We start from the raw sequence: 25,199 nt of genomic DNA, 5'->3' as shown, positions 1-25,199 counted from the left end.
AGGGGCTGCGACCTCCACCTTCAGGAGCACACGAAATGGTTTCAGCGAGCGTCAAGGACGTGGCGGCCCTGGCCGGTGTCTCAGTGGGGACGGTCTCCAATGTGCTGAACCGGCCGGAAAAGGTGTCCGTGGAAGTCACCGCAAGGGTCCAATCCGCCATCGACAAGCTCGGCTTCGTCCGCAACGACGCCGCGCGTCAGTTGCGCGCCGGCATGAGCCACAGCATCGGACTGGTGGTCCTGGACTCCGCAAACCCCTTCTTCACGGATCTGGCCCGGGGCGCCGAAGACCGCGCGGCGGCGGAAAATTTCACGGTGCTGGTCGGCAACAGCAATGAAGACGCGGCCAGGGAATCCGCATACCTGGACCTCTTCGAGCAACAGCGCGTCCGCGGCGTGCTCCTCTCGCCGGTAGGCAACGTAATCCCCCGGCTGGAGCAACTCCGGCGCAGGGGCATCCCCACGGTGCTCGTAGACCGCCAGACCGAGAACATGAGCTTCTCTTCGGTGGCGGTGGACGACCTAGCGGGCGGGGAGATGGCTGTCGCCCACCTGTTGTCGCTGGGCCGGCGACGGATCGCATTCGTTGGCGGCCCGGAAAGCATCCGCCAGGTAGCGGACCGCTTGTCCGGGGCACGGAAGGCCATCGACGCCGTAGCGGGCGCAACCCTCGAGGTCATCGCGACCGAATCCCTGACCGTACTCTCCGGCAGGGCGGCCGGCGAGTCCATCCGGTTCCGGCCGGAAGCCGAACGCCCGGATGCGATCTTTGCCGCCAACGACCTCCTTGCCGTCGGCGTCCTGCAGGGCCTGATGCTCCTGGGCGGCGTGAAGGTGCCGCAGGAGATTGCCCTGATCGGGTACGACGACATCGAGTTCGCGGCCGCCGCCGTCGTCCCGCTGTCGTCCATCCGGCAACCCAGCGCCCTCATCGGTTCCACGGCATTGGAACTGCTGCTCCGCGAGGCAGCCGCGGAGGACGGATTTCAACCTACCCAGGTGGTGTTTCCGCCCGAACTCATTGTGCGGGCATCAACGCAGGGCTGAGAGGAGGCCCCGATGGGCAGCACTGACTACCAGTTCCGGACCGTCTGGCGGGTGGCGGGCACGCCGGAGGAGGTCGCCGCCGTCCTGGGCGACGCCACTGCCTTGCCCCGGTGGTGGCCGTCCGTCTATCTCAGTGTCCAGCCGGTGGCCGGCGGCCCGGAGCCGGGGCCCGGCATTCCCCGCCCCGTCACCCTCCACACGAAGGGCTGGCTGCCCTACACGCTGCGGTGGACACTCACGGTCACGGAGCCGGTCACCCGCAGCGGCTTCGCCCTTGCCGCGGCCGGGGACCTCAACGGCACCGGCCGCTGGACCTTTGAGCCGGACGGGCCGGAAACGGTCATCACCTACGACTGGCGGGTCAGTGCGGCCAAGCCGCTGCTGCGCCGGCTCAGCTGGCTGCTCAAGCCGGGCTTCGCCGCCAACCACCGCTGGGCGATGGCCCGCGGTCAGGAGAGCCTGGCCCTGGAGCTGCGCCGGCGCAGGGCCGCCGCGGGGATCTCCGCAGCAGGGCCGGTTCCCCGGCCCCCCGGACCCACGTTCGCCCGTTGGACTCGTGCACAACGAAACTTGGACGGCTCGGTCATTTGACCATTGAGGCGGGCAGCGCTTCCGCGGTTAGCTGGATCACATCAGATGTTTCCCGTGACCGTTCAGGAATGCTCAATGACTTTGCCGAAGACGACTTTGCAGAAGGCCCCTACCTCAGGCGGCCCCGCCCACTGGGATGACGTCGAGGTCGGTGACGCCGTTGAGCTTCGCCGCGGCGACCGCGTTGCCTACGCAGGCCGCGTGGATGACCGCACCGCCGACGGCGCCGTCGTGTGGGTGCTCTCCGACGGCGGACGCCGGCAACTGTTCCATGTCGCCGACGGCTTCGAACTGATCGTCGCGGACCCCGAGGAAGACAACCATGCTGCTGACAACTGATCGCCCCGCGGCCACCGTGCTGCAGCCCGGCTCGCTGGCCGGCCCCTTGTCCGGCGTGGCCGGAGCCGACGCCTGGGCCGCCGCCAGCGCATCCTGCCCGGAGGACTGCCACTACTGCACCGGCCCCGAGACCGACTAGCGGCAGCGAGTCCCCAACGGCGGCGCTGCCGCCGCGGACGTTACGCCGCCCCCGGCTCCGGGGAGTTGCCCGGCTGCCGCCCCCGGTAGAATCTGGGAAGACCCTGCGAACCGCGCAGCGCCATCTGACAGCGTCAACTGAGTGGAGGAATCCGTGCGAGCTAACCACGCCCGGGTTCCTTTCCATTCCCTCCGCGCGGCCCTGTTCGCCACGACGGCGGTGACGCTGGCTGCCTGCGCCCACGTCGTCTCCGGCGGACAGCTGCCCGGTTCCGGCATCCTCGTCGCCATCCTGGCCCTGACCGGGCTGGCCTGCACCGCCGCCACCCGGCTCCGGCTCGGCTTCCCGGCCGCGACCGCCCTCCTGGGCGCCGGCCAGGTGGTCCTGCACGAGGCCTTCACCGCGTTCGGCGGAATCGTCCCCGGAGCTCCGGCCGGCGGGCCGCACCTCCACGGCACGGCGGCCCTCCCCGGGGGAACGCTTGTGCACCTCCCGGCCCATGAGCTGGAATCCCCGGTTGCCCTGCTGATGCTGGCCGGCCACGCCCTGGCCACCCTGGCCTGCGCGCTGCTCCTGGCCAAGGGCGAGGACGCCCTGTGGGCCCTCGCCGCCTGGCTCCGGCCGCTCATCCAGCTCCCCACCCCGGTGACGCCCGACGCCGGCGCCGCAACGAAGCCCGTCTGCTGGCCGGCGGACTCCGCGCCGCTCCCCTGGCGGAACCTCCGGCCCGACAGCCGCCGCGGGCCGCCCGCCGCCGTCGTCCTTCCCTGACATCCCTCCGGCCGCGGCCGGACCTGCCGTGCGCTGAGCCGCACGGCCCTGGACACTACCGTCCGCCGCGCCCACCTTCACTTTTGCGCTGCCCTGAGTGCCGCGTACCTGCCTGAAAGGCACCCTTACCTTGAAAACCACTCTGCATGTCCCTGCCCTCCGCCGCGTCCTCTCCGTCACGGCCGTGGCCGGCGGAACGGCGGCGTTGATGCTCGCGGGGCTTCCGGCCGCGTCCGCGCACGTCGAAGCCACGCCGGACAAGACTGCCGCGAACTCGTACGCCCTCCTGACCTTCGGGATCCCGCACGGTTGCGATAAGTCAGGGACCACCAAAATGACCATCACCCTGCCGGCTGAGCTCAACGACGCCCAGCCCACGGTGAACCCGAACTGGACGGTACAGAAGGTCACGGAGCAGCTGCCCGAGCCCAAGAAGCTGGACAACGGAACAACGATCACCAAGCGGACCAGCCAGATCGTCTACACGGCCAAGGCCCCGCTGGACCCGGAACTCCGGGACGCCCTGGTGCTCTCCGTGAAGCTGCCCGACACCGCCGGGAAGACCCTCTACTTCCCCACGCTGCAGACCTGCGAGCAGGGGCAGACGGACTGGTCCCAGATCCCCCAGGAAGGCCAGGATGAGGAATCCCTGAAGGCTCCCGCGCCGTCGGTGACGGTCACCGCGGCGGTGGCCGGCGCTGACGGTCACGGCGCCCACGGAGCGGTTGAACCGGCGGCGGACACCACCCAGGTGGCGTCCGTAGACGACGGCGGAGCCGGCGCCAGGAGCTGGGCCGGACTGGCCGCGGGGCTCGCCGGCCTGGTCCTGGGCGGAGCCGCTTTCCTCCGCAGCCGCGCGAAGAACGGCAGCGGCACGGCCACCCGGTAACGCCTGACACCGTCCTGACCTCGATTGATGCCCGGAAATCACAATCCGGGCATCAATCGGGAGCCGCCGTCGTGGCATCGTTGACTAACGCAGCGCCGGGCATAAAGGTGGTGCCATGAGGTCTCAGCGAATCAAGCATGCACTGGTTGTGACAACGGCTGCTGCGGCGGCCCTCCTGCTCAGCGGCTGCGGGGGCGGCGCGGCACAGACTCAGGCGGCCACCACGTCGGCGACACCGTCCGCCAGCGAAACGAGCTCGCCCCCGGCCTCGGGCGAGGCAACGGACACCGCGGCCGCCCCGGCGTCGTCGCAAGCCACCCAGACCGGGACCGCGCTGTGCCAGGCCTCGGGCCTGAAGGCCACCACCGACTCCACTGGGGGCGGCGCGGCGGGCAGCATCTACATGAAGCTGATCCTGACCAATTCCGGCGCCGCGCCCTGCCTGCTCAAGGGCTACGCGGGGGTCTCCCTGACCGACGGACCCGACGGTGACCCGATCGGCGCCGCCGCGACCCGCGACGATTCCACTCCGGTCACCGATGTGGTGCTCGCCCCGGGCCAGGCCGGCGTCGCCACTCTGCGTTACACCCAGGCCGCCAACTTCGGGGACTGCACCCGTACCCCGGCCGCGGGATTCCGGGTCTACCCGCCCGAGGACACGGCGTCCCTGTTCCTCGCCCAGCCGCTGGATGCTTGCAGCAACACCGAAATCAACCTGCTGACCATCGGGGCCTTCCAGCCGAAGTAGCACCGGGCCCGTGCGGCCCGCACCGGCGCCCCGCCCCGGCGCCGGATCCGGCCAAGAGTGTCAGCGGGGTAAGGCATGATGGAGGAATGACAGGGCAGGAACTCGCCGGCGGCACACTCGCGGCGGAGGCCATGGACCGGTTCAGCCGGCCGACCCGGGAGTGGTTCCTGGGTGCTTTTTCCGGGCCCACGCCGGCCCAGAACGGTGCCTGGAACGCCATCTCCTCGGGTTCGCACGCCCTGGTCGTTGCTCCCACCGGGTCCGGCAAGACTCTCGCGGCGTTCCTGTGGGCCCTGGACCGGCTGCTCATCTCCGGCGCCGCGGAACCCGAGGCCCTCCCCGGTCTGGAGCCGGCGACCGGGACGGCGGAGAAGGGCGGACGCCGGAAGAAGGCCGCCCGGAAGACCCGCGTCCTGTACATTTCCCCGCTCAAGGCCCTCGGCGTCGACGTCGAACGCAACCTCCGCGCGCCGCTGATCGGCATCACCCAGACCGCCAAACGCCTGGACCTGCCCGCGCCGCTCATCACCGTGGGCGTCCGGTCCGGGGACACGACGGCGGCGGACCGGCGCTCGCTGCTCAGCCACCCGCCGGACATCCTCATCACCACCCCGGAATCCCTCTTCCTGATGCTGACGTCCAAGGCGCGGGAAACCCTCAGCGAGGTGGACACGATCATCCTCGACGAGGTCCACGCCGTCGCCGGCACCAAGCGCGGGGCGCACCTGGCGGTGTCCCTGGAACGGCTCGACGCGCTGCTGCCCAAACCCGCCCAGCGGATCGGGCTGTCGGCCACCGTGGAGCCCAAGGAGCTCGTGGCGCAGTTCCTCGCCGGCTCGGCCCCGGTGGAGATCGTTGCCCCGCCGTCGCGGAAGAACTGGGACCTGACCGTCTCCGTCCCGGTGGAGGACATGTCCGATCTCCAGGGCGCCGCCGGGGCCTTCGATTCCGGTCCTGCCTCCGGGCTCCAGCCGCAGGCCTCCATCTGGCCGCATGTGGAGGAGAAGATCGTGGACCTGGTGCTGGCCAACCAGTCCACCATCGTGTTCGCCAACTCCCGCCGGCTCGCCGAACGGCTGACCGCCCGGCTCAACGAGATCTACGCAGAGCGCCAGCTCGTGGCCGCCGGTGGCGTCTGGACCGAGTTTGGTGCCGGGGCCCCGGACTTCGACGCCGGCCCGGCCGCTGTGCCCGCGTCCACCGCCACGCCGGCCCACATGATGGCCCAGGCCGGCAGCACGGCCGGCGCCGACCCCGTGCTGGCCCGCGCCCACCACGGCTCCGTGTCCAAGGACCAGCGCGCCCTGATCGAGGACGACCTCAAGTCCGGGCGGCTGCGCTGCGTGGTGGCCACGTCCTCCCTGGAGCTGGGCATCGACATGGGCGCCGTGGACCTCGTGGTGCAGGTCGAGTCGCCGCCCTCCGTGGCCAGCGGCCTGCAGCGGGTGGGCCGCGCCGGGCACCAGGTCGGGGAAATCTCCCAGGGCGTCCTGTTCCCCAAGCACCGGGCGGACCTGGTCCACACGGCCATCACCGTGGAGCGGATGCTGGACGGCAAGATCGAGCGCCTCAGCGTGCCGGCCAACCCACTGGACATCCTGGCCCAGCAGACGGTCGCCGCCGCGGCGCTGGGGGCCATCGACGTCGAGGAATGGTTCGCCACGGTCCGGCGGTCCGCGCCGTTCGCCTCGCTCCCCCGTTCGGCGTTCGAGGCCACCTTGGACCTGCTGGCCGGGCGCTACCCCTCGGACGAATTCGCCGAACTGCGGCCCCGGGTCATCTGGGACCGGAACGCCGGGACCCTCGAGGGCCGGCCCGGGGCACAGCGGCTCGCCGTCACCTCCGGCGGGACCATCCCGGACCGCGGGCTGTTCGGTGTCTACATCATCGGCACGGAGGCCGAGGGCACCGGTTCCTCCGGCGGGACCGGCGCGGACGGCAGGGCTGCCAGCCCGGCCGCGGCGGCCGCCAAGGGCGGGCGCCGTGTGGGCGAACTCGACGAGGAAATGGTGTACGAGTCCCGGGTCGGCGACGTCTTCGCCCTCGGAGCGACCAGCTGGAAAATCGAGGACATCACCCACGACCGTGTCCTGGTCTCGCCGGCGTTCGGCCAGCCCGGCAAGCTCCCGTTCTGGAAGGGCGATTCGCTGGGCCGGCCCGTGGACTTGGGCCGCGCCCTTGGAGCGTTCATGCGCGAACTCGCGGCGTCCGACGTCGGACCCGCCGCCGAGCGCTGCAAGGCCAGCGGGCTGGACGACTACGCGGCGAACAACCTCATCCAGTACCTCGCCGAGCAACGGCTCGCCACCGAGGTGGTCCCCAGCGACACCACCCTCGTGGTGGAGCGTTTCCACGACGAGCTTGGCGACTGGCGGGTGGTGCTGCACAGCCCCTTCGGCCTGCCGGTGCACGCGCCGTGGGCCCTGGCCGTGGGCCAGCGCCTGCACCAGCGCTACGGGCTGGACGGCTCGGCCATGGCCGCCGACGACGGCATCGTGCTGCGGGTCCCCATGATGGAGGATGAGCCGCCGGGCGCGGAGCTGTTCCTCTTCGATCCCGAGGAACTTGAACAGATCGTGACGGCGGAGGTCGGCGGCAGCGCCCTCTTCGCCTCCCGGTTCCGCGAGTGCGCCGCCCGGGCCTTGCTCCTGCCGCGGCAGAACCCGGGCAAGCGGCAGCCGCTGTGGCAGCAGCGGCAGCGCTCCGCGCAGTTGCTGGATGTGGCCCGGAAGTACCCGGCGTTCCCGATTGTCCTGGAGACGGTGCGCGAGTGCCTCCAGGACGTCTACGACCTCCCGGCGCTGAAGGACATCGCCGCCTCGGTGGAACGCCGCGAACTCCGGATCGTGCAGACCACCACCCAGCAGCCCTCACCGTTCGCGAAGTCCCTGCTCTTCGGCTACGTGGCCCAGTTCCTCTACGAGGGCGATTCGCCCCTGGCGGAGCGCCGCGCCGCCGCCCTGGCCCTCGATTCGACCCTGCTCAACGAACTCCTGGGCCGGGTGGAACTGCGCGAATTGCTCGACGCGAAAGTCATCGACGCCACCGAACGCGAGCTGCAGCGGCTGGCTCCGGACCGCAGGATGCGCGGCCTGGAAGGTGTCGCGGACCTCCTGCGCCTGCTGGGTCCCCTCACCCCGGACGAAGTCGCCGCCCGCCTGGAGGTGCCGGCCGAGGCATCTGTGCCGGCGGCGGCATCTGTGACGGCGGCGGAACCGGCACCGGACGCGGATCCCGCCGCCGCTGAACTGCCCGACCCCGCCGCTGCCGCCGCGCACCTGGCCGCCCTGCAGCGGGCCAACCGGGCAATTAAGGTCAACATCGCCGGCGTCGAACGCTTCGCTGCGGTTGAAGACGCCGCCCGGCTCCGCGATGCCCTCGGCGTGCCGCTGCCCATGGGCGTGCCCCTGGCCTTCATCGAGCCGGTCGCGGACCCGCTCGGCGACCTCGTCTCGCGCTACGCCCGCACGCACGGGCCCTTCACCGCCGCCGAGGCCGCGGCGCGGCTGGGACTGGGCGTCGCCGTCGTCGGCACGGCGTTGAAGCGCCTCGCCGCGGACGGCCGCGTGGTGGAAGGCGAGTTCCGCCCGCACGTTGTGGCACCGGGAAGAGCGCCGGGGCCCGCGGAAGACAGCACGCCGGCCGGAGCCGGGGAGTCCCACGCAGCCGGGACCCCGACTGCAGTCGTGCCTGCGGGAAGCGGCAGCGAATGGTGCGACGCCGAGGTCCTGCGCAAGCTGCGCCGCCGGTCCCTCGCCGCGCTCCGGGCGGAAGTGGAGCCGGTGGACGCCACCGCCTACGGCCGGTTCCTGCCCGCCTGGCAGAACGTGCGGACCCCCGGCGGCCGCGGGCAGTCCGCCCTGCGCGGCCTGGACGGCATCGTCACGGCCATCGACCAGCTCTCCGGCGTGCCAATTCCGGCCTCGGCCTGGGAGCCGCTGGTCCTGGCCGGCCGGGTCTCCAACTACCAGCCGGCCATGCTGGACGAACTGATGGCCGCCGGCGAAGTCCTCTGGTCCGGTGCCGGTTCGCTGCCCGGCAACGACGGCTGGATCAGCCTCCACCTCGCCGATTCGGCCGAATTGACGCTGAACCCCGACGCCGATTTCGAACCCGGCGACGCGCAGCGGCGGCTCCTGGAGCACCTGCAGGCCAACGGCGGCGGCTATTTCTTCCGGCAGCTCACCGAGGTGGCGGGCGGCATGGACGCCGTGCTGAGCGACCAGGACGTGGTGGCCGCGCTGTGGGACCTCGCCTGGGCGGGCCGGATCACCGGCGACACCTTCGCCCCCGTCCGGGCCCTCATCGCCGGCGGGCACACGGCGCACCGGCAGGTCAGCCGCGCCCCGCGGGCCCGGGCACCCCGGCTCAGCCGGCTCGGACGCGCCCACGGCACCGGCCTGCTCGGCTCGCCCGGACTGACCGGCGGCCGGTACGGCTCCGGGACCGGGACCGGGGCGGCGCCCGCTCCCCCGCTCGCCGCGGGCCGCTGGTCTGCGCTGCCGTCCCCGGAACTGGACCCCACCATCCATGCCCGGGCCACCGCGGAACTGCTCCTGGACCGCTACGGCGTCGTCACGCGCGGCTCGGTCATGGCCGAAAACATCCTCGGCGGCTTCGGCCTGATGTACAAGGTGCTGGCCCGGCTTGAGGAAGCCGGCCGGTGCCGCCGCGGCTACTTCATCGAGCACCTCGGCGCGGCGCAATTCGCCGTGCCGGCCACCGTGGACCGGCTGCGGTCCTATGTCGAGGACGCCCAGCTCCACAAGGGCGAACCCGTGGCGCTGGCCCTCGCCGCGACCGACCCCGCCAACCCGTACGGGGCCGCACTCCCGTGGCCCGCGCTCAACGTCGACGCCGGCACCGGCCACCGACCCGGGCGCAAGGCAGGCGCGCTGGTGGTGCTGGTGGACGGCGCGCTGGCCCTGTACGTGGAGCGCGGCGGCAAGACCCTGCTCGCATTCAGCGACGACGCCGAGGTCCTGGCCGCCGCCGGTGCCGCCCTGGTGGGCGTGGTGACCCGCGGGGCCGTGGACAAACTCATCATGGAGAAGGTCAACGGCCACGGCATCCTGGACACCCCGGTGGCGGCGGCCCTCGCCCAGGCCGGCGCCTATTCCACCCCGAAGGGACTGAGGATCCGTGCCTGAGGGCGACTCCGTCTTCCGCGCCGCGGCGCAGCTGCACGCGGCCCTGGCCGGAAAGGAGCTGGTCTCCTCAGATTTCCGGGTCCCCCGCTTCGCCACCCTGAAACTTGGCGGCTGGACCGTAGAGGAAGTGGTGCCCCGGGGCAAGCACCTCCTCATGCGGGTACAGGGCCCGACGCCGCGGGACCGGCTGACCATTCACTCGCANCTGAAGATGGAGGGCAGCTGGCAGGTCTACCCGTCCGGAGGCCGCTGGCGGAAGCCCGGCTTCACGGCCCGGTGCGTGCTGCGCACCGCCACGGCCGACGCCGTCGGGTTCTCCCTGGGCATCCTCGAGGTGGTCCGCACCGACCAGGAAGACGCGGTTGTGGGGCATCTCGGCCCGGACCTGCTGGGCCCGGACTGGGACGCCGCCGAGGCCGAACGCCGGCTGCTCGCGGCTCCGGACATTCCGATCGGCGTGGCCCTGCTGGACCAGACCAAGCTGGCGGGGATCGGGAACATCTACCGCTGCGAGGCCTGCTTCCTCTCCGGGGTCCATCCGGCGGCGCCCGTCTCCGCGGTCCCGGATCTTGCCGCCATGATCACGGACGCCCAGATCCTGCTCTCGGCCAACCTGGGCCCGGGCCGCCGGACCACCGTGCTGAACGCGCAGGGCGTTCCGGTGGGCCGCACGGCCGGACGTCCCGGCTACTGGGTGTACGGCCGCGAACACCAGCCGTGCCTCAAATGCGGCACCCCCATCCGCCGCGGGGTCCTCGGGAAAGACCGCGGCCCCGGCACCCGTCCGGGCACCGTCCCGGAGGAACGGGTCATCTACCTCTGCCCGACCTGCCAGCCGCCCGCAGCCACGCCGCCCGCAGTCAGGCCGCCGGAAATCAGGCCGCCGGCGACGAAGCCGGTGCAGCGGCGCCGGTGACGGCAGCCGCTTCCGGGACGTCGGCGTTTGCCGCAGCAGGACGCGCCCCGGGCACCGTGAACCACGGCAGCATCAGCTGCACCAGCGGCCCGATCGCCAGGGCGTACAGCACCGTGCCCGCGCCCACCGAACCGCCCAGGAGCCAGCCGGCCCCGAGAACCACCACTTCGATGCCGGTGCGGCACACCCGGACCGGCCAGCCCGTTCGGCGGGCGAGACCGGTCATGAGGCCGTCCCGCGCCCCCGGACCCAACCGGGCCCCGATGTAGCAGGCCGAGGCCACCCCGTTGAGCAGCACCGCCCCGACCAGAAGTCCGATCTGGCCGCCCAGATGCGAGAACGCCGGGATGACCGCCAGCCCGAGGTCCGCGAAGACACCCACCAGCACCGCGTTGCACAGGGTTCCGACGCCTGGCCACTGCCGCAGCGGGATCCACAGCAGCAGCACCAGGAAGCTGACGATGATCACCACCGTGCCTAGGCTCAGCCCGGTCCTGGCGGTCAGGCCCTGGTGCAGCACATCCCACGGCGCCGTTCCGAGACCGGCCCGGATGAACATGGAGAGGGAAACGCCGTACATGGCGAGGCCGATCAGGAGCTGGAGGAATCTGCGGGTCAACATGACATCCATCCTCCGGGAGAACTGGCCTTGCAATCCATAGCCAGTTTGAAATACTGGCCCTATGTCCGGTTCTCTGACCCCGGGGTCCATGGCCCGCCTCCTGGGCAAGTGGAGCGTTGGTGCCGCGCCCGCCTACCGCGAGCTGGCCGACGTCGTCCGCCTGCTCATCCTCGACGGCCGTCTGGCCCTGGACACCGCGCTGCCCAGCGAGCGCGCGCTGGCCGCGACCCTGGGCATCAGCCGCACCACGGTGACCGCGGCGTATGCCCTGCTGCGCGAGCAGGGGTTCCTCAGCAGCGGCCAGGGCAGCCGGAGCCGCAGCTGCATCCCGAGCCAGGGGCCGGCCCACGCCGGCGGGCCTGACGGGACCTTGCGGCTCAGCGGAGCTCCGGGACTTGCCGTGCCGGACGGAATCCTGGACCTCGCCTATGCCTCCCTGCCCGCCAGCGGCGAAGTGGTGCACCGGGCCTTCGCCGCGGCACTGACGGAACTCCCCGCGCTCCTGCCGGGTTTCGGCTACGACGCCCTGGGCGTCGGCCCGCTCCGCGAAGCCCTCGCGGCGCGCTACACCGCCGCGGGGGTTCCCACGACGGCCGCGCAGATCCTGGTCACCTCGGGCGCGCAGCATGCGCTGAACATCGTGCTCCGCACCTTCGCCGGCCGCTCGGGCACCAAGGTCCTCGTGGAGCATCCGAGCTATCCCAACGCCCTCGACGCTATCCGGGCCGCCGGCTGCCGGCCGGTCCCGGTCGCCATGCCGGCCGGACGCTCCGCCGGCCGGGGCGGCTGGGACCTCGAAGCCATGGAAGCGGCGCTCCTGCAGCAGCGGCCCGCCATGGCCTATGTGGTGCCGGACTTCCACAACCCCACCGGCCGGCTCATGCCCGATGCCCAGCGGCGGCGGCTGGTGCGGGCCGCCGCGGCCGCGGGCACCGTCCTGGTGGCGGACGAGACACTGCGCGAGCTGGACCTCGACGGCGCCGGCTCCACCCCGATGGCCGCCTTCAGCCCGGCGGTGGTCTCCATCGGCTCCCTCAGCAAGTCACACTGGGCCGGGCTGCGCACGGGCTGGATCCGCGCCGGCGAATCCCTGATCCAGCGCTTCGCCGCCGCCCGCACCACCCTGGACCTTGGCGGCCCGGTGGTCGAACAGCTGGCCGCGGCGCATCTGGTCAACGCCATGCCGGAGCCGCTCCCGGCCCGGCTCGCGGCACTGCGCGAAAACCGGGACACGCTGCTGGACCTGCTGGGCGAACACCTGCCGGGCTGGGAAGTGGAACGGCCCGACGGCGGCCTGTCCGTCTGGTGCCGCCTCCCGGCACCCATCAGCACCGCCCTCGCCGTGGTGGCGCCCGACGTCGGGATCCGGCTTGCCGCGGGGCCGCGGTTCGGCGTCGGCGGGGCCTTCGAAAGGCACCTTCGCGTGCCGTTCACCCTGCCGCCCGGGCAGCTGGAGACGGCGGTCCTGGCGCTGCGGGCCGCGCAGGACCGGCTCGAGCGCACTCCCCAGCTGCGGCGCGACCTGCCCGCCCCGCCGGCCGCGGCCATCGCCTAATCTCCGCCGACGCGCGTTCCCTCCCGCGACGCGCAAATCCCCCGTCGCACCCATATTCGGGCAGCGCCGGGGGGATTTGCGCGTCGCCAGTCAGGTTGCGCGTCGCTGGCCGGGGTGCGCGTCGGCGGGGAGGCTTGCGCTACGCGTAGGCCGTCGCCAGGAACCCGGCCCAGGCCTCCGCCGTCGCACCCGAGTCCCCGCTGCCGCTGAAGTCGTGCACGGTCATGCCCACGGGCGCCCCAAAAGCATTGCGGCCAAAGAAGCGGTACATCGCGTCTTTGGTGCGCAGCCCGAGGAAGTTCTCGTTGGCGAAGTCCACTTCGCCGCTAAGCCGTCCGACGCCGTCGAGCTCCAGTTCCACGGCATCCCCCTGGACCGCGTTCTCGACGCCCATCGCCTTCCGGAGCCGGGCAAAGCCGTCCGGAGCCTGCGACGCGGCGGGCGCCTGGATGTCCGTGAAGACCACCGGCTGGCCGTCGAAGTATTTCAGGTACTGGCCCAGGGTGTGCAGGTAGAAGACGGTGTGCTTGCTGGCGCCGTCGTACTGCCCGTCCCAGTTGTCCGCGAAGATGCCGCTGTGGACGTAGTGCAGCCGCGCCCGACCACCGTCGAGCGGCTCCAGGACGTGTTCGAGCTGGTTGAACCAGCCGTCCGGGCCGTCCATCCGGGAGACCAGATGGGAGGGGTACTCGTCCACGGTCCGGACTGCCGGCCACTGGTCCGTGGGGAACATCCAGGCCGGGGTGTCCTTGGTGACCGCTTCCCAGACGCGCTCGGGGGTGCCGGGCAGCTCGGTGTCGTAGGTGATTTCGAATTCACGCTTGTCAGTCATTGTCCTGCTCCTTGCTTTGCTGGTCTGTTGCCTACTGTCCTACTGCTGGCCGGTCTGGTGCTTCCGGCGCTGCGGGCGTCGCCTGGGCGGCCGGCACCTTCAGCGACGGGTGGAGAGCGACGACGAGCCGGTGTTTGCGTCCCGCTCCCGAGGCTCCGGGCGGGAGGTCCGCGCCGCCGTCGTGATACTTGTCCACGAGCCGGGTCACGGCGATGCCAAGCTCCTCGGCAAAGGCGGCCCGGTCCGCCGCTGAACGGAAGGTGATCTCGCCGTCGATGGCGAAGGTGGCGAGTTTCTGCCGTGCCGCGGCCGCTCCGGCGATCAGCTGCCCGATCTCCCTGACCATGCGGGCGGCAAGCGCCAGCAGCCAGAACGCCGAGAAACGGTCAGCGAACCGCTGCGGATCAGGCGCCACGGATTCCAGCGCCGCCGGGGAGATCAAGTACGACGCCGCCGTCGCCTGCAAAATGCGCTCGGTGACGTTGCCGCGGCGCCGCTCTTCAACGAGCTCGACGAGACCATGCCGTTCGAGGGCCTTGAGGTGGTAGTTCACCTTCTGCCGGGGCAGACCCACCTTGGCGGCGAGCTGAGTCGCTGAACCGGGCTGGGCGAGCTCGCGCAGGATCCGGGTCCGGATGGGGTCCAGCGAGGCCTCCGCCGCGGCCGGGTCTTCGATCACTCCGATGTCCAACATGGCTCCATTTTGCTACCGACAATTTTATTTGTCAAGAACTTTTTTCTGGTCGGAGCCCTGAGTTCGCCGGAAACGTGCGGGATCGCCGGAACGTTCCGGCGAGTTCGAAGCTCTCCGGCGAACCCGGAGTGAGGGGCAGGCGGGGCGGGCGGGGCAGCCACGTAGAATGGTGCGGTGATGCAATCCCCCCTTCCCGTGCGCGACGGCGTCAACGCCACCCGCCTGCGCCTGCCGGACGAGGGGCCCTGGGAGACGGCGCTGGACTACATGATGCACCGCTGGGGGCACATCGATCCGCAGGGCATTGAGGACCGGTTCGACGCCGGCGAGATCGTCGGCGAGGCCGGGGTCGCCCTGGACCGCAGCACGCCGCTGCAGGACCACACTTTCATCTGGTACTACCGCACCCTGCCGCCGGAGACCCGCATCCCGGTGGAGTTGTCCATCCTGCACCAGGACGAGCACCTGCTGGTGGTGGACAAGCCGCACTTCCTGCCCACCACGCCCGGCGGGACGTACATCCAGGAGTCGGCCCTGGTCCGGCTCCGGAACCAACTGGACCTCCCGGACCTGATCCCCATGCACCGCCTCGACCGGATGACGGCCGGGGTCCTCCTGCTCTCCACGAACCCCGCGACCCGCGGCAAGTACCAGGTCCTGTTCGAAAAGCGTCAGGTGCAGAAGGAATACGAGTGCGTGTCCGCCGCGGAGCCGGCCCCGGGCCATCCCGCCGTCGAGTTCCCCGTGGTAGTGCGGAACCGGATGACCAAGTCCCGCAGCTACCTGCTGGCGGAAGTGGTCGACGGCGAACCCAACGCCGAAACCCGGATCGACCGGCTGCGGACCTTCGACGCGGACGCCGCCGGCGGCCCGCGCCGTGCCCTGTACCGGCTCGAGCCTCACTCGGGTAAGACCCACCAGCTCCGCGTGCACATGGCCTCGCTGGGCCTGGGGATCGTCAACGACGCGTTCTACCCGGAGCTGCTGGACAAGGCACCCGACGATTACGCCAAGCCGCTGCAGCTCCTGGCCCGCGGAATCCGCTTCGTTGACCCCATCACCGGCAGGCCCGTGGAGTACCGCAGCGGGCTGGACCTCAGCGAAGCCCGCTAGCGGCCGGAAGTGCGGTACCTTGTGCCCATGGACTTGGGCAACGCGGACAGCTGGGGTGCCGCGATCTATTTCTGGATCTTCCCCCTGGTGATCGGCGACGCCATCTTCCCGCCGCTGCCCTCCGAAATGCTCGTCATCACCGGCGGGGCCCTCTCCGCCGAAGGCCGGATCAACGCCTTCGCCGTGGTGCTCTTGACCGCCCTGGCGTCCTGGCTGGGCGACATGCTGGTCTTCGAACTGTTCAAGCGGCGGCTGAGCCACGTGCTGGACCGCTGGAAATGGGGCCTGCGGTTCCACGCGGCCGTGCACGCGGCGATCGCGAAGGCGGGCCGGTCCTCCACTTACGGGGCGATCATCGGCCTCCGGTTCATCCCGGGCGGGCGGCTGGCCACGACGGCCGCAGCGGGCATCGCCAACGTCTCGACCCGCGGCTTCAGCCTCTGCGCGGCCCTCGGCGGCCTGCTGTGGGCAAGCTGGTCCGTGGCGCTGGGCTATTTCACGGGTTCGGCCACCCGGCTTCCCTTCTGGGCGAGCTCGCTGATCGGCGTCGCCGTGGGGCTGGTGATCGGCGCGGTGGTAGGCGTGATCGTGACGCGGCGCCGGGGCAGCCGCTCCCCCGTGGCGTCCGGCCCGGGCGACCCCGACGAGGAACTGGACTTCTAGCCGCCCGGTTTCTAGACGGGCGCCCAGCGGCCGCGGCTGCGGCGCAGCACCGTCAGGGTTCCGGTCAGCGCAACGCGTTCGACGGCGTCACGCATCATCGCTGCCGATTCGAGCGCCTGGCTGTTCTCAGCGGCGTAGGCGGTGGCGTCGACCAGGAAGCGCAGGTTCAGCTGCGGCACGCCGCCGGCGAGCTCCAGCTGATGCGCTTCGACGTGGTGCCGCGTGCCGAGCGCCTCGATGGCCGCGGCCATGACCGCTTCGGGCGGGCTGCCGGGCTTGAGTCCGGTGATCTTGAGTCTGGTCTGGAACGACGGCATGGAACCACCCTATCCGCCACCGGAGCCCCCTCCGCCCGCCCTAAGACCCTCCCGCAGGTCCTGCCGGAATCCCGCGGACCCTCCCTCACGTTCTGCGGGATTCACGCAGACCCTCCCTCACGTTCTGAGGGAGCGTCCGGAGTAAACCCGCCAGACCTGAGGGAGGATCCGGAAAACACCCGCCAGACCTGAGGGAGCGTCCGGAGAAAACCCGCCAGACCTGAGGGAGGATCCGGAAGAAACCTGCCATACGTGAGGGAGGAGCCGGGGCCGGGGAGGCTACCCGGTGTTCCGCAGCCCGGCGGCGACGCCGTTGACGGTGATCAGCATGGCGCGCTGGAGCCGTTCGTCGATCTCGGCGCCGGAGATGCTCGCCCCGGCCTCGGCCCGGACGCGGCGCAGCAGTTCCACCTGCAGGTAGCTGATCGGGTCCAGGTACTGGTCGCGGATTTCGAGGGAGCGCTTCAGGGTGGGCTGGGCGTCGAGGATCACGTGCTCGCCGGTGAGGTTCTGGATTTCCGCGACGGTGAGGTCGTACTCGGCGCGGATGGCGCGGAACAGGTGGTGCAGTTCCTCCGGGACCAGAGTGGAGACGTAGTAGCCGGCGATGTCCATGTCCGTCTTAGCAAGGGTCATTTCCACGTTGGAGAGCACGGAGCGGAAGAAGTGCCAGCCCTCGATCATCTCCTTGAGCTGGGCCGAGTGTCCGGCCTCGCGCGCGGCCTTGAGCCCGGAGCCCACACCGAACCAGCCCGGAACGATCTGCCGCGACTGCGTCCAGCCGAACACCCACGGGATGGCCCGCAGGCCCTCCAGCCCGGCACCGGAATCGGGCCGCTTGGACGGGCGCGATCCGATGTTCAGGGACCCCAACTGCTCCACCGGTGTGGAAGCCATGAAGTAGGCGGGCAGGTCGGGATCGTCAATGAGCGAGCGGTAGCGGGCAAACGCGGCGTCGGAGACGGTTTCCATGACGTCGCCATAGCGCACGCGCTGGTCCTCCGAGGTGCGCGGCGTGCGGTGCAGCGCCGATCCCTGCAGCACGGCCGCGAGGGAGAGCTCGAGGTTTTCGCGGGCCAGCTCCGGCAGGGAGTACTTGTCCGAGATGACCTCGCCTTGCTCGGTGAACTTGATTTCGCCCTCGAGCACGCCGTTGGGCTGCGCCATGATGGCGTCGTAGGTCGGTCCGCCGCCGCGGCCCACCGAGCCGCCGCGGCCGTGGAAGAGGCGGACCCGGACGCCGTGCTTGGCGGCCACGTCGCGGAGCTTGCGCTGGGTCTTGTAGATCTCCCACTGGCTGGTCATGACGCCGGATTCCTTATTGGAGTCCGAGTATCCGAGCATGATTTCCTGCACGTCGCCGCGCAGCCGGACCAGCTCGCGGTAGGACGAGTCGGAGAGCAGCCGGTCCACGATCTCGGCCGAGGCCCGCAGCTCCTCCACGGTCTCCAGCAGCGGCGCGAAGCCGATCTTGGCGTAGGGCGCCTCGCCGAAGAGGTTCACCAGGCCGGCCTCGCGGGCCAGCACCGCAGCGGCTAGGACGTCGTCCGCGCCGCGGGTCATGGAAATGATGTAGGTCTCGATCACGTCGGGGCCGTAGGTGCGCAGGGCGCGCCGGATCTCCCGGAAGACGTCGTACGTGCCGTCAGCGACGCCGTCGAGCTTGATCGGGTGGCCCGAGAGCGGGCGGCGGGACGCGAGTTCGGAGCCCAGGACCTCGTGCCGCTCGGCGCGGCTGAGCTCGGCGTACCGGACGCCGGGCCCGCCGAGGCGGTCCATGAGCTGGCCGACGGCGTCATGGTGGTAGTCCGCGTGCTCGCGGATGTCGAGGGTGGCCAGGTGCAGCCCGAACGAGGCGATGGCGCGGCGTGCCCGGGCCAGGGCGCCGTCGGCGGCAAGCGCGGCGTGGTGGTTGCGCAGGGACCGCTCCAGCAAGCCGAGTTCGGCCAGGAGCTCCGCGGTGGCGGTGTAGTCGCGGCCGGGCTCGTGCGCGGAGCCGGCGGCGACCCGCTTGCCGGTATTGATCAGCTTGGCCTTGATGCAGGTCAGCTTGAGCCGGTACGGCTCCTGGGCGTTCAGCTCGAGGACGCGGCGGTCCAGGCCGGGCAGGTTCTTGAGGTCGACGTCGATCGAGTCCAGGAGCTCCTGGTCCGCCCCGGCCAGTGCGGTCGAGTTGGACAGGATGGAGATGAGCCCGTCGATCAGGCCGATGCTGATCCGCACGGCGTGCTGGTTCTGGATCTGGAGGATCTCGCGGGTGACGGCGGCGGTGACGTTGGGGTTGCCGTCCCGGTCGCCGCCGATCCAGGAGCCGAAGCGGATCGGGGCCTTCTGGGCGGCCAGGGTGACGCCGTGCTCGGCGAGGAGCTCGGACAGGTCCGAGAGCATTTCCGGCATGGCGTCGCTGAGAATGCCGGTGAGGTAGTAGATGGCGTTCCGGGCCTCATCCACGGGCGTGGGCCGGACCTGGCGGAGCTCGTCCGTCTGCCACATCTGGTCGATGACCTCGGACAGGTGGCGGTCCTGGCGGCGGCGCGCGGACGTGCCCTCCTCCGTGGACTCGGCGAGGATGTCCGAGAGCCGGCGGATCTTATCTAGGACAGAGCGGCGGGACGCCTCGGTGGGGTGCGCGGTGAAGATGGGACGGACGTCGAGTTCGTTGACGACGTCCTGCAGCACGGAACTGCCGGCCTGGTCCGCGATCTCGACGACGGCCTTGGCGAGCCAGCCGTCTTTTTCCTGGCGGGTGCGCAGCCCGCGGACCCGGTGCACCTGCTCGGCGGCGTTGGCCAGGTGGAAGTAGAACGCGAAGGCGCGCACCAGGTCCGTGGCCTGCTCGAGCGGCAGGGAGCCGAGCAGTTCACGGACCTGGGCGACGACGTCGTACGAGCTCCACGGGCCGGTGGCGTCGGCTCCGCCACGGGCGGCTTCCTTGGATTCCTTGGTCAGCAGGCGCACCTGCTCGACGAGGTCAAGGAGTTCCGGCCCGTGCTGGCGGACCAGGGATTCGCCCAGGAGGGTGGACACGCGGCGGACGTCAGCCCGGAGTTCGGCCGCAAGATCGGTGTCGGAATGCATTGCAGTGTCAGCCATGGAAACTATCTTTCGAGGGTTCGACGTGGCTCGTACACTGCGCTGGATACTGTGAGCCTGATTACTTCTTCCCATGGGATGTTACCCGCAGGCACCCCCTGCCGGAATTCCGTCTCAGATAGTGTCAGGCCGCACCGGTCAGGCCGCCGAACGGACTACCGGGCGATCTTGAAGTTGAAGTCGCCCGTGCCCAGCGCACCCCAGATCCGCAGCCAGACCGGCAGGAGCATTTCCGCCCCGCGGGCGCTCGTGATGTCGCCGAGGTCGATCACGTCGCGGTGGCCGAACGCCTTGAGGATCCCGGTCACGGCCGCCTTGGCATCGGCGTCGTTTCCCGAAACGAAGACGGAGTGGTCACCGCCGGCCACCCGGGCCGGATCGACCATCACGCTGGCGTTCATCGTGTTGAGCGTCTTGACCACTTTGGCCTCGGGAAAGGCCCGCTGGATCTGCTCGCCGAGGCTGTCCGTGTTCACCGGGTTCAGCGACGGCGGCATGCCCTGCGAGAAGTCGAGCGGGTTGGCGACGTCCATGATGACCTTACCGGCGAGATTGCCGGCGCCCGCCGCGGTGAGGGCCGGCAGCGAGCCGGCGCCGTTGGTGGCATTGACGATCAGCTCCGCATTCGCCGCGGCGTCGGCGAAATCGGCGACGCCGACCCCGGAGTTGGCCACGTGCCACTGGCTGAAGGGCGGGGCACCCATCATGTCAGGCTCGGTCCGGGCGAGCGTCGCCTGCGGATCCCGCGTGCCGATCACGACGTCGTGCCCCAGGCCTGCCAGCGCGCCGGCGATGGCACGCCCCACCATGCCGGTTCCCAGTACTGCAATCTTCATGGCGTCCTCTTTCAAGTCAGTGGAGTAGACAGGTTTGTCTACGTGTGGGCATGACGCTATCAGACAGACCTGTCTACGGCAAGGAGCGGCTAACTGGTGCCGCCGAGCCCGCGGACGGTAATTCCGGTGAAGTCCGCCGGGCCGCCGACGGCGTAGAACGAGATGCCGGTGTCGCCGTCGGCGAAATGGACCTGCTGCGAAAGCACCGTGTGCCCTGCGTTCACGAACACCTCGACGCTTTGCGTGTCGACGAAGATGCGCAGGTGCACAGATCGCGCATTGGCATCGATGGGCGCGGCAGCACGCGTGTACGGCGCGAGCGAGTAGCCGCCCTGGTCCGAAGGGCCGCGGTCGACGTACAGCTCGTCACCGTACTTGCCAACGTTCGTATGGCGCTGTCCGTCCGAGGAGCGGCCGACCGAAACCCCAACGTTCGTGGCCGCATCCCATGAGATGTCGAGTTCGAGCTCGTAGGCGCGCCCGCTCCACGGCAGCACGGAGCTGCCGTTGACCGTGCGGTCAGGGAGTGCGGTGGTCGTGGTGACGTAGCGTGAAAGCGCCTCGACAGGGGTACTGAGCAAGCTATACCAGCCGCCCGCCTGGCGCTCGAGCCGCAGTTCCCGCACGATCGAGTTCTGCCCGTTGTACCCGTCGGATGCATCGGTGGGCACGTCGCGGGCCGCATACTTCCAGTTGTTCATCCAGGCGATTGCAAGCCGCTTGGTCTCCGGCGCCTCGGCCGATGGCCATGTCACAGCGGCGTACCAGTCCCAGCCCCAGTCGAGCCACTGCGGGGTGAGGCTGTCGGCGATGAACGCCACACCGTTCCAAGTGCCCGTCCAGTAGGCATACGTCATCGGCAGGCCGACACTGTAGGCATCCATGCTCGCTCCGAGCACCCAATGCCGGGTGCCGTCGCCGGCGGCCATCTCAAACAGATCGGGACACTCGATCCCGCCGAGCGCATGGTTTGGGTAGTCGAAGTTTGACGCCCACTGCCAGTCCCGCAGGTTCGGCGATGTGTAAAGGGCTGCATAGCGCGCCCGCCCGATCACGCATACCCACTCGCCGCGGACCGCATCCCAGTGGATTTTGGGATCGCGGAACCACTCGGCGTTTTCGATCTCGGCGGGTTCCGTGGCCGTGCGGCCGTCGGCATTGAGGATCACCGGGTCCGCGAGTGCGGTGAAGGTGTAGCCGCCGTCGGTCGACCAGTAGAGGTACTGCTCCTGATACTTGCGGACCCCGTCGGTCGGCTGCGTCGCGAGTGCGATCACCGCCCCGGCGCCGAAGCCGGCGGTGTTGGCGGTGTCAACGACGGCCGACCCCGACCACACCGGGAAATCGGGCTGCAAGGGCATCACCACCCCGTGGTGGACGAATGACACGCCATCGCTGGTGGTCGCGTGGTCCCACCCGCCCTGGCCGTTATTCTGCCCGGAGTGCAGGTAGTACAGCTGGAAGGCGCCGCGGGTGAACACGGGGCGCTGCGGGTCGCACAGCCAGCCGGAGGGCGGTGTCATATGGTAGACGGCCCGCAGGGATGACTGGGCATGCGCTGCGGCGGGCATGCCGCCATGGGCGAAAAGGGCAACAGCCCCAAGGCCCGCACCGTGCAGGACAGTGCGCCGCGAGATGTTGTGCGTCATGGATTTGTTTCCTCTCAAGGTCCGGCGGGCGCCTTAGCCGGCTGGACGTAGGGGTAGTCGAGGCGTATCGGCGGGGGCACGGCGCACTCGCGGGCGGCAACACCGGGCGTTCCAGCGGCCGGAACCCCATCTGCCGGTGATCGGGACAATGCCTCGCCGCTCGACGCCGAGGGGCGGGGGATTCACCGATAGGCAGGACGATAGTGGGATTCCCCGCCCCTGGTCAAGCGTTTAATCACAGCGGTGTGCCGCAGTAGAAGCAAAAAAGAAATCTTTGCTAAAACGCTTGATCCTCGGGGCTGTCCACGCTAGCTTCAGGTGATCAAACGCTTTAGCAGATGGGACATCAGCGCAGATGAAACGCTCAGTCTTCTTCCAGCCCGACGACGGATGGGTCGGGGACCTCATCCCGTTCGAGAAGGACGGCGAGTTTTGGCTCTTCTACCTTCACGAAGACCGCTCGGATCCGAAACCCGGTACCGCATGGAACCTCGTCACCACCAAGGACCTCACGCAATTCCAGGACCATGGCGTTTCCCTGCACCACGGCAGCGAAACCGAGCCGGACTTCAATGCCTACACCGGCAGTATCGCCGTCGACGACGCCGGCATCCACCACCTGTTCTACACAGGTCAGAACCCCCGGAACCTCGGCCCCGACGGGACGCCCCTGCAGCTGGTCATGCACGCCTCGAGCACTGACGGCATGCAGACCTGGACGAAGCATCCGGAACTCACGTTCGGTGCCCCGGACGGCTACGAGCCCGGGGACTGGCGGGATCCCTTCGTGTTCCGGGATGAAAGCAAGGACCAGTGGAGGATGCTGCTGGCGGCACGGCATTCCGACGGGCCGGAACGGCGCCGCGGCGTCATCGCCCAGTGCGTGTCCAGTGACCTGATGACCTGGAAGCACACCGAGCCCTTCTGGGATCCGCGCCGCTACATCACCCATGAATGCCCCGACGTCTTCGCCTGGGGTGACTGGTGGTACATGGTGTATTCCGAGTTCTCCGAATCGTTCACTACCCGATACCGCATGGCCAGGAGCCCCGACGGGCCCTGGACCGTGCCGGACCTGGACAGCATCGACGGCCGCGCCTTCTACGCATCCAAGACGGCAGAACGCGATGGGCGCCGCTTCTTCTTCGGATGGATCGCCAGCAAGGAAGGCAACACCGACGGCGGGCCCTGGCAGTGGGCCGGCACGATGTCCGTCCTGGAAGCCCGCCAGAACCCGGACGGGACACTGGGATTCGGGTTTGCCGATGAACTCGTGGACAGCTTCTGGGACGACGTCACGGTATCCCTGACGGGCGGATTGCCGGCACGGCTGGACGTGCCGGACGGGTACGCCGCCGTTATCTCCGAGGAAGAACTGCCCGACCGGTTCTATGCCAAGGCTGTGCTGCAGATCAGCCCCCACACCACCGAATGCGGGCTGTTGCTGCGCTCCAGCCACGACGGCGACAAATCCTACGTCCTGCGTCTGGAACCGAAACGCGGCCGGCTGGTTTTCGACCGCTGGCCACGCACCATCACCGGAGACGCCCAATGGCACGTGTCCGGCGACATCCCGTTCGAGATCGAACTGGAACGTCCTTGCAGCCTTGCCCCGGGCGAACACACCCTGGAGGTCGTCGTCGACGGCGATCTGTGCGTCGCCGTCGTCGACCAGCAGGTAGCTCTCAGCACCCGGCTCTACGACCTGCCCGCGGGACGGATCGGCGTCTTCGCCGGCGAAGGATCCGTCACCGTCACCGAACTTGAGATACGTAAGCGCGCCGACAACTGAATAACCCCGCCCCAACCCCGAACTCCGAACTCCGAACTCCGAACCAATCAAGGGAGATTGCCGCAATGAGAAGACTATTTCGTGCTGCTGCCGTCGCCGCCGCCGCAGCCTTGGCCTTGACGGCCTGCGCCGGCGCAGGAGGGTCCAGCGACCCAGCCAATGTCAGCCCCGCCGGGGAGATCAAGCCCCGTGAAATTTCCTGGCTGCTGTCCCGTCCCGCTGACGGGGCAGTCATCAACATCATGAAGAAGCTCGCCGGTGACTACGCCAAGGACCATCCGGGCTTCGCCCTGAACCTCATCACAACCCCGGACCGGCCCTCCTACATCCAAAAGCTCGAGACGCTGGCGGCCGCCAACAAGCTCCCCGAGCTGTTCGACACAGACGCCACGCCTTTCGCCCAGCAATTGGCAAAACAGGGCAAAATGGTCGACGCCGGGAAGCTCCTGAAGTCCCTGGGCACCTACGACACCTACCGGCCCGGCGCCCTGGATTACCAGCGCTTCGACGACGGCTCGCTCTACATGATTCCGTTCCAGTTCGAGCTGGAATTCATCTGGTACAACAAAGCGCTGCTGGAAAAAGCAGGCGTCACGGTGCCGAAATCGCTCGATGACATCCCGGCGATGTGCACCGCGCTGCGCAAGGCGGGGATCACCCCGATCGCCATCGACGGCCAGGACCAGTGGCCGCTGGAACGCTACGTGGCCTACCAGCCGTTCCGGGAAGCCGGACCGGAGCTCGTCCAGAAGCTGAAGAAGGGCGACGCGAAGTTCGCCGATCCTGCCGGACAGAAGACCGTCCAATGGATGGCCGAGCTCGGCAAGGCCAAATGCTTCCAGGACGGCTTCTCCGCGCAGGGCTACTCGGATGCGCAGAACCAGTTCACCTCCGGCCAGGCGGCCATGTACAACATCGGCACGTGGGAGCTGCCCAGCCTGGCCACGGACAAACTGAATCCCGCAGCCCGGGACAACATCGACTTCTTCACCCTGCCAACGACTCATGGCGCAGTCACGTCGGCCAACGAGTTCGTCTCCCCGTCCGGCATCGGAATGGCCGTGAACGCCAAGACCTACGATCCGCTGGTCAGCGACTTCCTGAAATTCGCGTTGGCGAAGTATCCGGCCGAGTACGCGGCCACCGGCGCCCTCTCCCCCACGACGAACGTGCAGACAGCGGTCCCGGCGAACGCCACGCCGCTGTACAAGAAGGCCCTGGACACGGCCAACGACCTTGGGAGCAAGCAGGCCATGCCGTGGGACACCCAGCTGGACCCCACCACCAACGGCAGGCTCCAGCAGGAACTCGTGCTCCTGGTCCAAGGGAACATCACGCCGGAGCAATTCACGAGCACGATGGACGAGACCATCAAGCAGAACGCCCCTAAGTTCTTCAAGTAAACCGCAGCGGCGGGGGCCGCCAGGTCCCCGCCCGAAAGGCC

General features: G+C 69.7%; 21 protein-coding genes. 14 read left to right on the top strand and 7 right to left on the bottom strand.

The window, feature by feature from the left end:
• The first annotated feature begins 35 nt into the window (after positions 1-35).
• The 9 genes from CFN17_RS09715 (at position 36) to CFN17_RS09675 (ending at position 10,589) form a co-directional block, all read left to right on the top strand.
• On the top strand, positions 36-1,046 hold the full coding sequence (locus CFN17_RS09715; protein WP_208751186.1) for a LacI family DNA-binding transcriptional regulator: 1,011 nt from the start codon (positions 36-38) through the stop codon (positions 1,044-1,046).
• A gap of 12 nt (positions 1,047-1,058) precedes the next feature.
• On the top strand, positions 1,059-1,637 hold the full coding sequence (locus CFN17_RS09710; RefSeq protein ID WP_208751185.1) for an SRPBCC family protein: 579 nt from the start codon (positions 1,059-1,061) through the stop codon (positions 1,635-1,637).
• A 75-nt stretch (positions 1,638-1,712) separates the two neighbouring features.
• Positions 1,713-1,976, top strand: a complete 264-nt coding sequence (locus CFN17_RS09705) for a hypothetical protein (protein ID WP_208751184.1) — start codon at positions 1,713-1,715, stop codon at positions 1,974-1,976.
• Positions 1,960-2,115 carry a hypothetical protein gene (locus CFN17_RS09700; RefSeq protein WP_208751183.1) on the top strand — a complete coding sequence of 52 codons (156 nt, stop codon included), beginning with the start codon at positions 1,960-1,962 and terminating at the stop codon, positions 2,113-2,115. Before CFN17_RS09705 ends, CFN17_RS09700 begins: the two co-directional genes overlap by 17 nt.
• A gap of 153 nt (positions 2,116-2,268) precedes the next feature.
• Positions 2,269-2,886, top strand: a complete 618-nt coding sequence (locus tag CFN17_RS09695) for a hypothetical protein (RefSeq protein WP_208751182.1) — start codon at positions 2,269-2,271, stop codon at positions 2,884-2,886.
• 208 nt (positions 2,887-3,094) lie between these two features.
• Positions 3,095-3,775 (top strand): YcnI family protein, encoded by a 681-nt coding sequence (locus CFN17_RS09690; RefSeq protein WP_208751420.1) that lies wholly within the window; start codon positions 3,095-3,097, stop codon positions 3,773-3,775.
• A 115-nt stretch (positions 3,776-3,890) separates the two neighbouring features.
• Positions 3,891-4,523, top strand: a complete 633-nt coding sequence (locus CFN17_RS09685; protein ID WP_208751181.1) for a DUF4232 domain-containing protein — start codon at positions 3,891-3,893, stop codon at positions 4,521-4,523.
• Positions 4,524-4,609: 86 nt separating this feature from the next.
• Entirely contained in the window at positions 4,610-9,673 is a 5,064-nt protein-coding gene (locus CFN17_RS09680; protein WP_208751180.1) for a DEAD/DEAH box helicase, read from the top strand.
• A complete protein-coding gene (locus CFN17_RS09675) occupies positions 9,666-10,589 on the top strand; it encodes a DNA-formamidopyrimidine glycosylase family protein (RefSeq protein ID WP_261792428.1) in 924 nt (307 codons plus the stop codon). Before CFN17_RS09680 ends, CFN17_RS09675 begins: the two co-directional genes overlap by 8 nt.
• Here CFN17_RS09675 and CFN17_RS09670 read toward each other — a convergent pair.
• Positions 10,549-11,211 carry a YitT family protein gene (locus CFN17_RS09670; protein ID WP_208751179.1) on the bottom strand — a complete coding sequence of 221 codons (663 nt, stop codon included), beginning with the start codon at positions 11,209-11,211 and terminating at the stop codon, positions 10,549-10,551. The genes CFN17_RS09675 and CFN17_RS09670 overlap by 41 nt on opposite strands.
• 61 nt (positions 11,212-11,272) lie before the next feature.
• On the opposite strand from CFN17_RS09670, the gene CFN17_RS09665 reads away from it, so the two are divergent.
• Complete coding sequence (locus CFN17_RS09665) at positions 11,273-12,766, top strand: PLP-dependent aminotransferase family protein (protein ID WP_208751178.1); 1,494 nt, start codon at positions 11,273-11,275, stop codon at positions 12,764-12,766.
• Between the two features lie 139 nt (positions 12,767-12,905).
• Here CFN17_RS09665 and CFN17_RS09660 read toward each other — a convergent pair whose 3' ends face one another.
• Positions 12,906-13,598 carry an SRPBCC domain-containing protein gene (locus CFN17_RS09660; RefSeq protein WP_208751177.1) on the bottom strand — a complete coding sequence of 231 codons (693 nt, stop codon included), beginning with the start codon at positions 13,596-13,598 and terminating at the stop codon, positions 12,906-12,908.
• 31 nt (positions 13,599-13,629) lie between these two features.
• Positions 13,630-14,292, bottom strand: coding sequence for a helix-turn-helix domain-containing protein (locus tag CFN17_RS09655; protein WP_208751176.1), 663 nt, complete (start codon positions 14,290-14,292; stop codon positions 13,630-13,632).
• Between the two features lie 177 nt (positions 14,293-14,469).
• Here CFN17_RS09655 and CFN17_RS09650 point away from each other — a divergent pair, with 177 nt between their 5' ends.
• Positions 14,470-15,405, top strand: a complete 936-nt coding sequence (locus tag CFN17_RS09650; protein WP_208751419.1) for an RluA family pseudouridine synthase — start codon at positions 14,470-14,472, stop codon at positions 15,403-15,405.
• Between the two features lie 27 nt (positions 15,406-15,432).
• A complete protein-coding gene (locus CFN17_RS09645; RefSeq protein WP_208751175.1) occupies positions 15,433-16,068 on the top strand; it encodes a DedA family protein in 636 nt (211 codons plus the stop codon).
• An 11-nt stretch (positions 16,069-16,079) separates the two neighbouring features.
• On the opposite strand, the gene CFN17_RS09640 is transcribed toward CFN17_RS09645, so the two are convergent.
• The 4 genes from CFN17_RS09640 to CFN17_RS09625 form a co-directional block, all read right to left on the bottom strand.
• Positions 16,080-16,385 (bottom strand): hypothetical protein, encoded by a 306-nt coding sequence (locus CFN17_RS09640; RefSeq protein WP_208751174.1) that lies wholly within the window; start codon positions 16,383-16,385, stop codon positions 16,080-16,082.
• A gap of 279 nt (positions 16,386-16,664) precedes the next feature.
• Entirely contained in the window at positions 16,665-19,478 is a 2,814-nt protein-coding gene (gene ppc, locus CFN17_RS09635; protein ID WP_208751173.1) for a phosphoenolpyruvate carboxylase, read from the bottom strand.
• Between the two features lie 155 nt (positions 19,479-19,633).
• Positions 19,634-20,314, bottom strand: coding sequence for an NADPH-dependent F420 reductase (locus tag CFN17_RS09630; protein ID WP_208751172.1), 681 nt, complete (start codon positions 20,312-20,314; stop codon positions 19,634-19,636).
• Positions 20,315-20,403: 89 nt separating this feature from the next.
• Positions 20,404-21,963 (bottom strand): glycoside hydrolase family 32 protein, encoded by a 1,560-nt coding sequence (locus CFN17_RS09625; RefSeq protein WP_208751171.1) that lies wholly within the window; start codon positions 21,961-21,963, stop codon positions 20,404-20,406.
• A 355-nt stretch (positions 21,964-22,318) separates the two neighbouring features.
• Between CFN17_RS09625 and CFN17_RS09620 the strand changes: the two genes are divergently transcribed.
• Both CFN17_RS09620 and CFN17_RS09615 read left to right on the top strand, forming a co-directional pair.
• Positions 22,319-23,755: a GH32 C-terminal domain-containing protein gene (locus CFN17_RS09620; protein WP_208751170.1), complete on the top strand. Its 1,437-nt coding sequence runs from the start codon at positions 22,319-22,321 to the stop codon at positions 23,753-23,755.
• Positions 23,756-23,820: 65 nt separating this feature from the next.
• Positions 23,821-25,158, top strand: coding sequence for an ABC transporter substrate-binding protein (locus tag CFN17_RS09615; protein ID WP_208751169.1), 1,338 nt, complete (start codon positions 23,821-23,823; stop codon positions 25,156-25,158).
• Positions 25,159-25,199: the final 41 nt, after the last annotated feature.

It is taken from the genome of Arthrobacter sp. PM3 (genome assembly GCF_003352915.1).
GTDB lineage: Bacteria > Actinomycetota > Actinomycetes > Actinomycetales > Micrococcaceae > Arthrobacter.
The sequence above is the reverse complement of the archived record's forward strand: the minus strand, read 5'-3'. Positions and strand labels throughout refer to the sequence as shown.

Bases quoted from the DNA above. Each gene is read 5' to 3' on its own strand.
- CFN17_RS09715 (WP_208751186.1), top strand. From the start codon at position 36: ATGGTTTCAGCGAGCGTCAAGGACGTGGCGGCCCTGGCCGGTGTCTCA.
- CFN17_RS09710 (WP_208751185.1), top strand. From the start codon at position 1,059: ATGGGCAGCACTGACTACCAGTTCCGGACCGTCTGGCGGGTGGCGGGC.
- CFN17_RS09705 (WP_208751184.1), top strand. From the start codon at position 1,713: ATGACTTTGCCGAAGACGACTTTGCAGAAGGCCCCTACCTCAGGCGGC.
- CFN17_RS09700 (WP_208751183.1), top strand. From the start codon at position 1,960: ATGCTGCTGACAACTGATCGCCCCGCGGCCACCGTGCTGCAGCCCGGC.
- CFN17_RS09690 (WP_208751420.1), top strand. From the start codon at position 3,095: ATGCTCGCGGGGCTTCCGGCCGCGTCCGCGCACGTCGAAGCCACGCCG.
- CFN17_RS09685 (WP_208751181.1), top strand. From the start codon at position 3,891: ATGAGGTCTCAGCGAATCAAGCATGCACTGGTTGTGACAACGGCTGCT.
- CFN17_RS09680 (WP_208751180.1), top strand. From the start codon at position 4,610: ATGACAGGGCAGGAACTCGCCGGCGGCACACTCGCGGCGGAGGCCATG.
- CFN17_RS09670 (WP_208751179.1), bottom strand. From the start codon at position 11,211: ATGTTGACCCGCAGATTCCTCCAGCTCCTGATCGGCCTCGCCATGTAC.
- CFN17_RS09665 (WP_208751178.1), top strand. From the start codon at position 11,273: ATGTCCGGTTCTCTGACCCCGGGGTCCATGGCCCGCCTCCTGGGCAAG.
- CFN17_RS09660 (WP_208751177.1), bottom strand. From the start codon at position 13,598: ATGACTGACAAGCGTGAATTCGAAATCACCTACGACACCGAGCTGCCC.
- CFN17_RS09655 (WP_208751176.1), bottom strand. From the start codon at position 14,292: ATGTTGGACATCGGAGTGATCGAAGACCCGGCCGCGGCGGAGGCCTCG.
- CFN17_RS09650 (WP_208751419.1), top strand. From the start codon at position 14,470: ATGCAATCCCCCCTTCCCGTGCGCGACGGCGTCAACGCCACCCGCCTG.
- CFN17_RS09645 (WP_208751175.1), top strand. From the start codon at position 15,433: ATGGACTTGGGCAACGCGGACAGCTGGGGTGCCGCGATCTATTTCTGG.
- CFN17_RS09640 (WP_208751174.1), bottom strand. From the start codon at position 16,385: ATGCCGTCGTTCCAGACCAGACTCAAGATCACCGGACTCAAGCCCGGC.
- ppc (WP_208751173.1), bottom strand. From the start codon at position 19,478: ATGGCTGACACTGCAATGCATTCCGACACCGATCTTGCGGCCGAACTC.
- CFN17_RS09630 (WP_208751172.1), bottom strand. From the start codon at position 20,314: ATGAAGATTGCAGTACTGGGAACCGGCATGGTGGGGCGTGCCATCGCC.
- CFN17_RS09625 (WP_208751171.1), bottom strand. From the start codon at position 21,963: ATGACGCACAACATCTCGCGGCGCACTGTCCTGCACGGTGCGGGCCTT.
- CFN17_RS09620 (WP_208751170.1), top strand. From the start codon at position 22,319: ATGAAACGCTCAGTCTTCTTCCAGCCCGACGACGGATGGGTCGGGGAC.
- CFN17_RS09615 (WP_208751169.1), top strand. From the start codon at position 23,821: ATGAGAAGACTATTTCGTGCTGCTGCCGTCGCCGCCGCCGCAGCCTTG.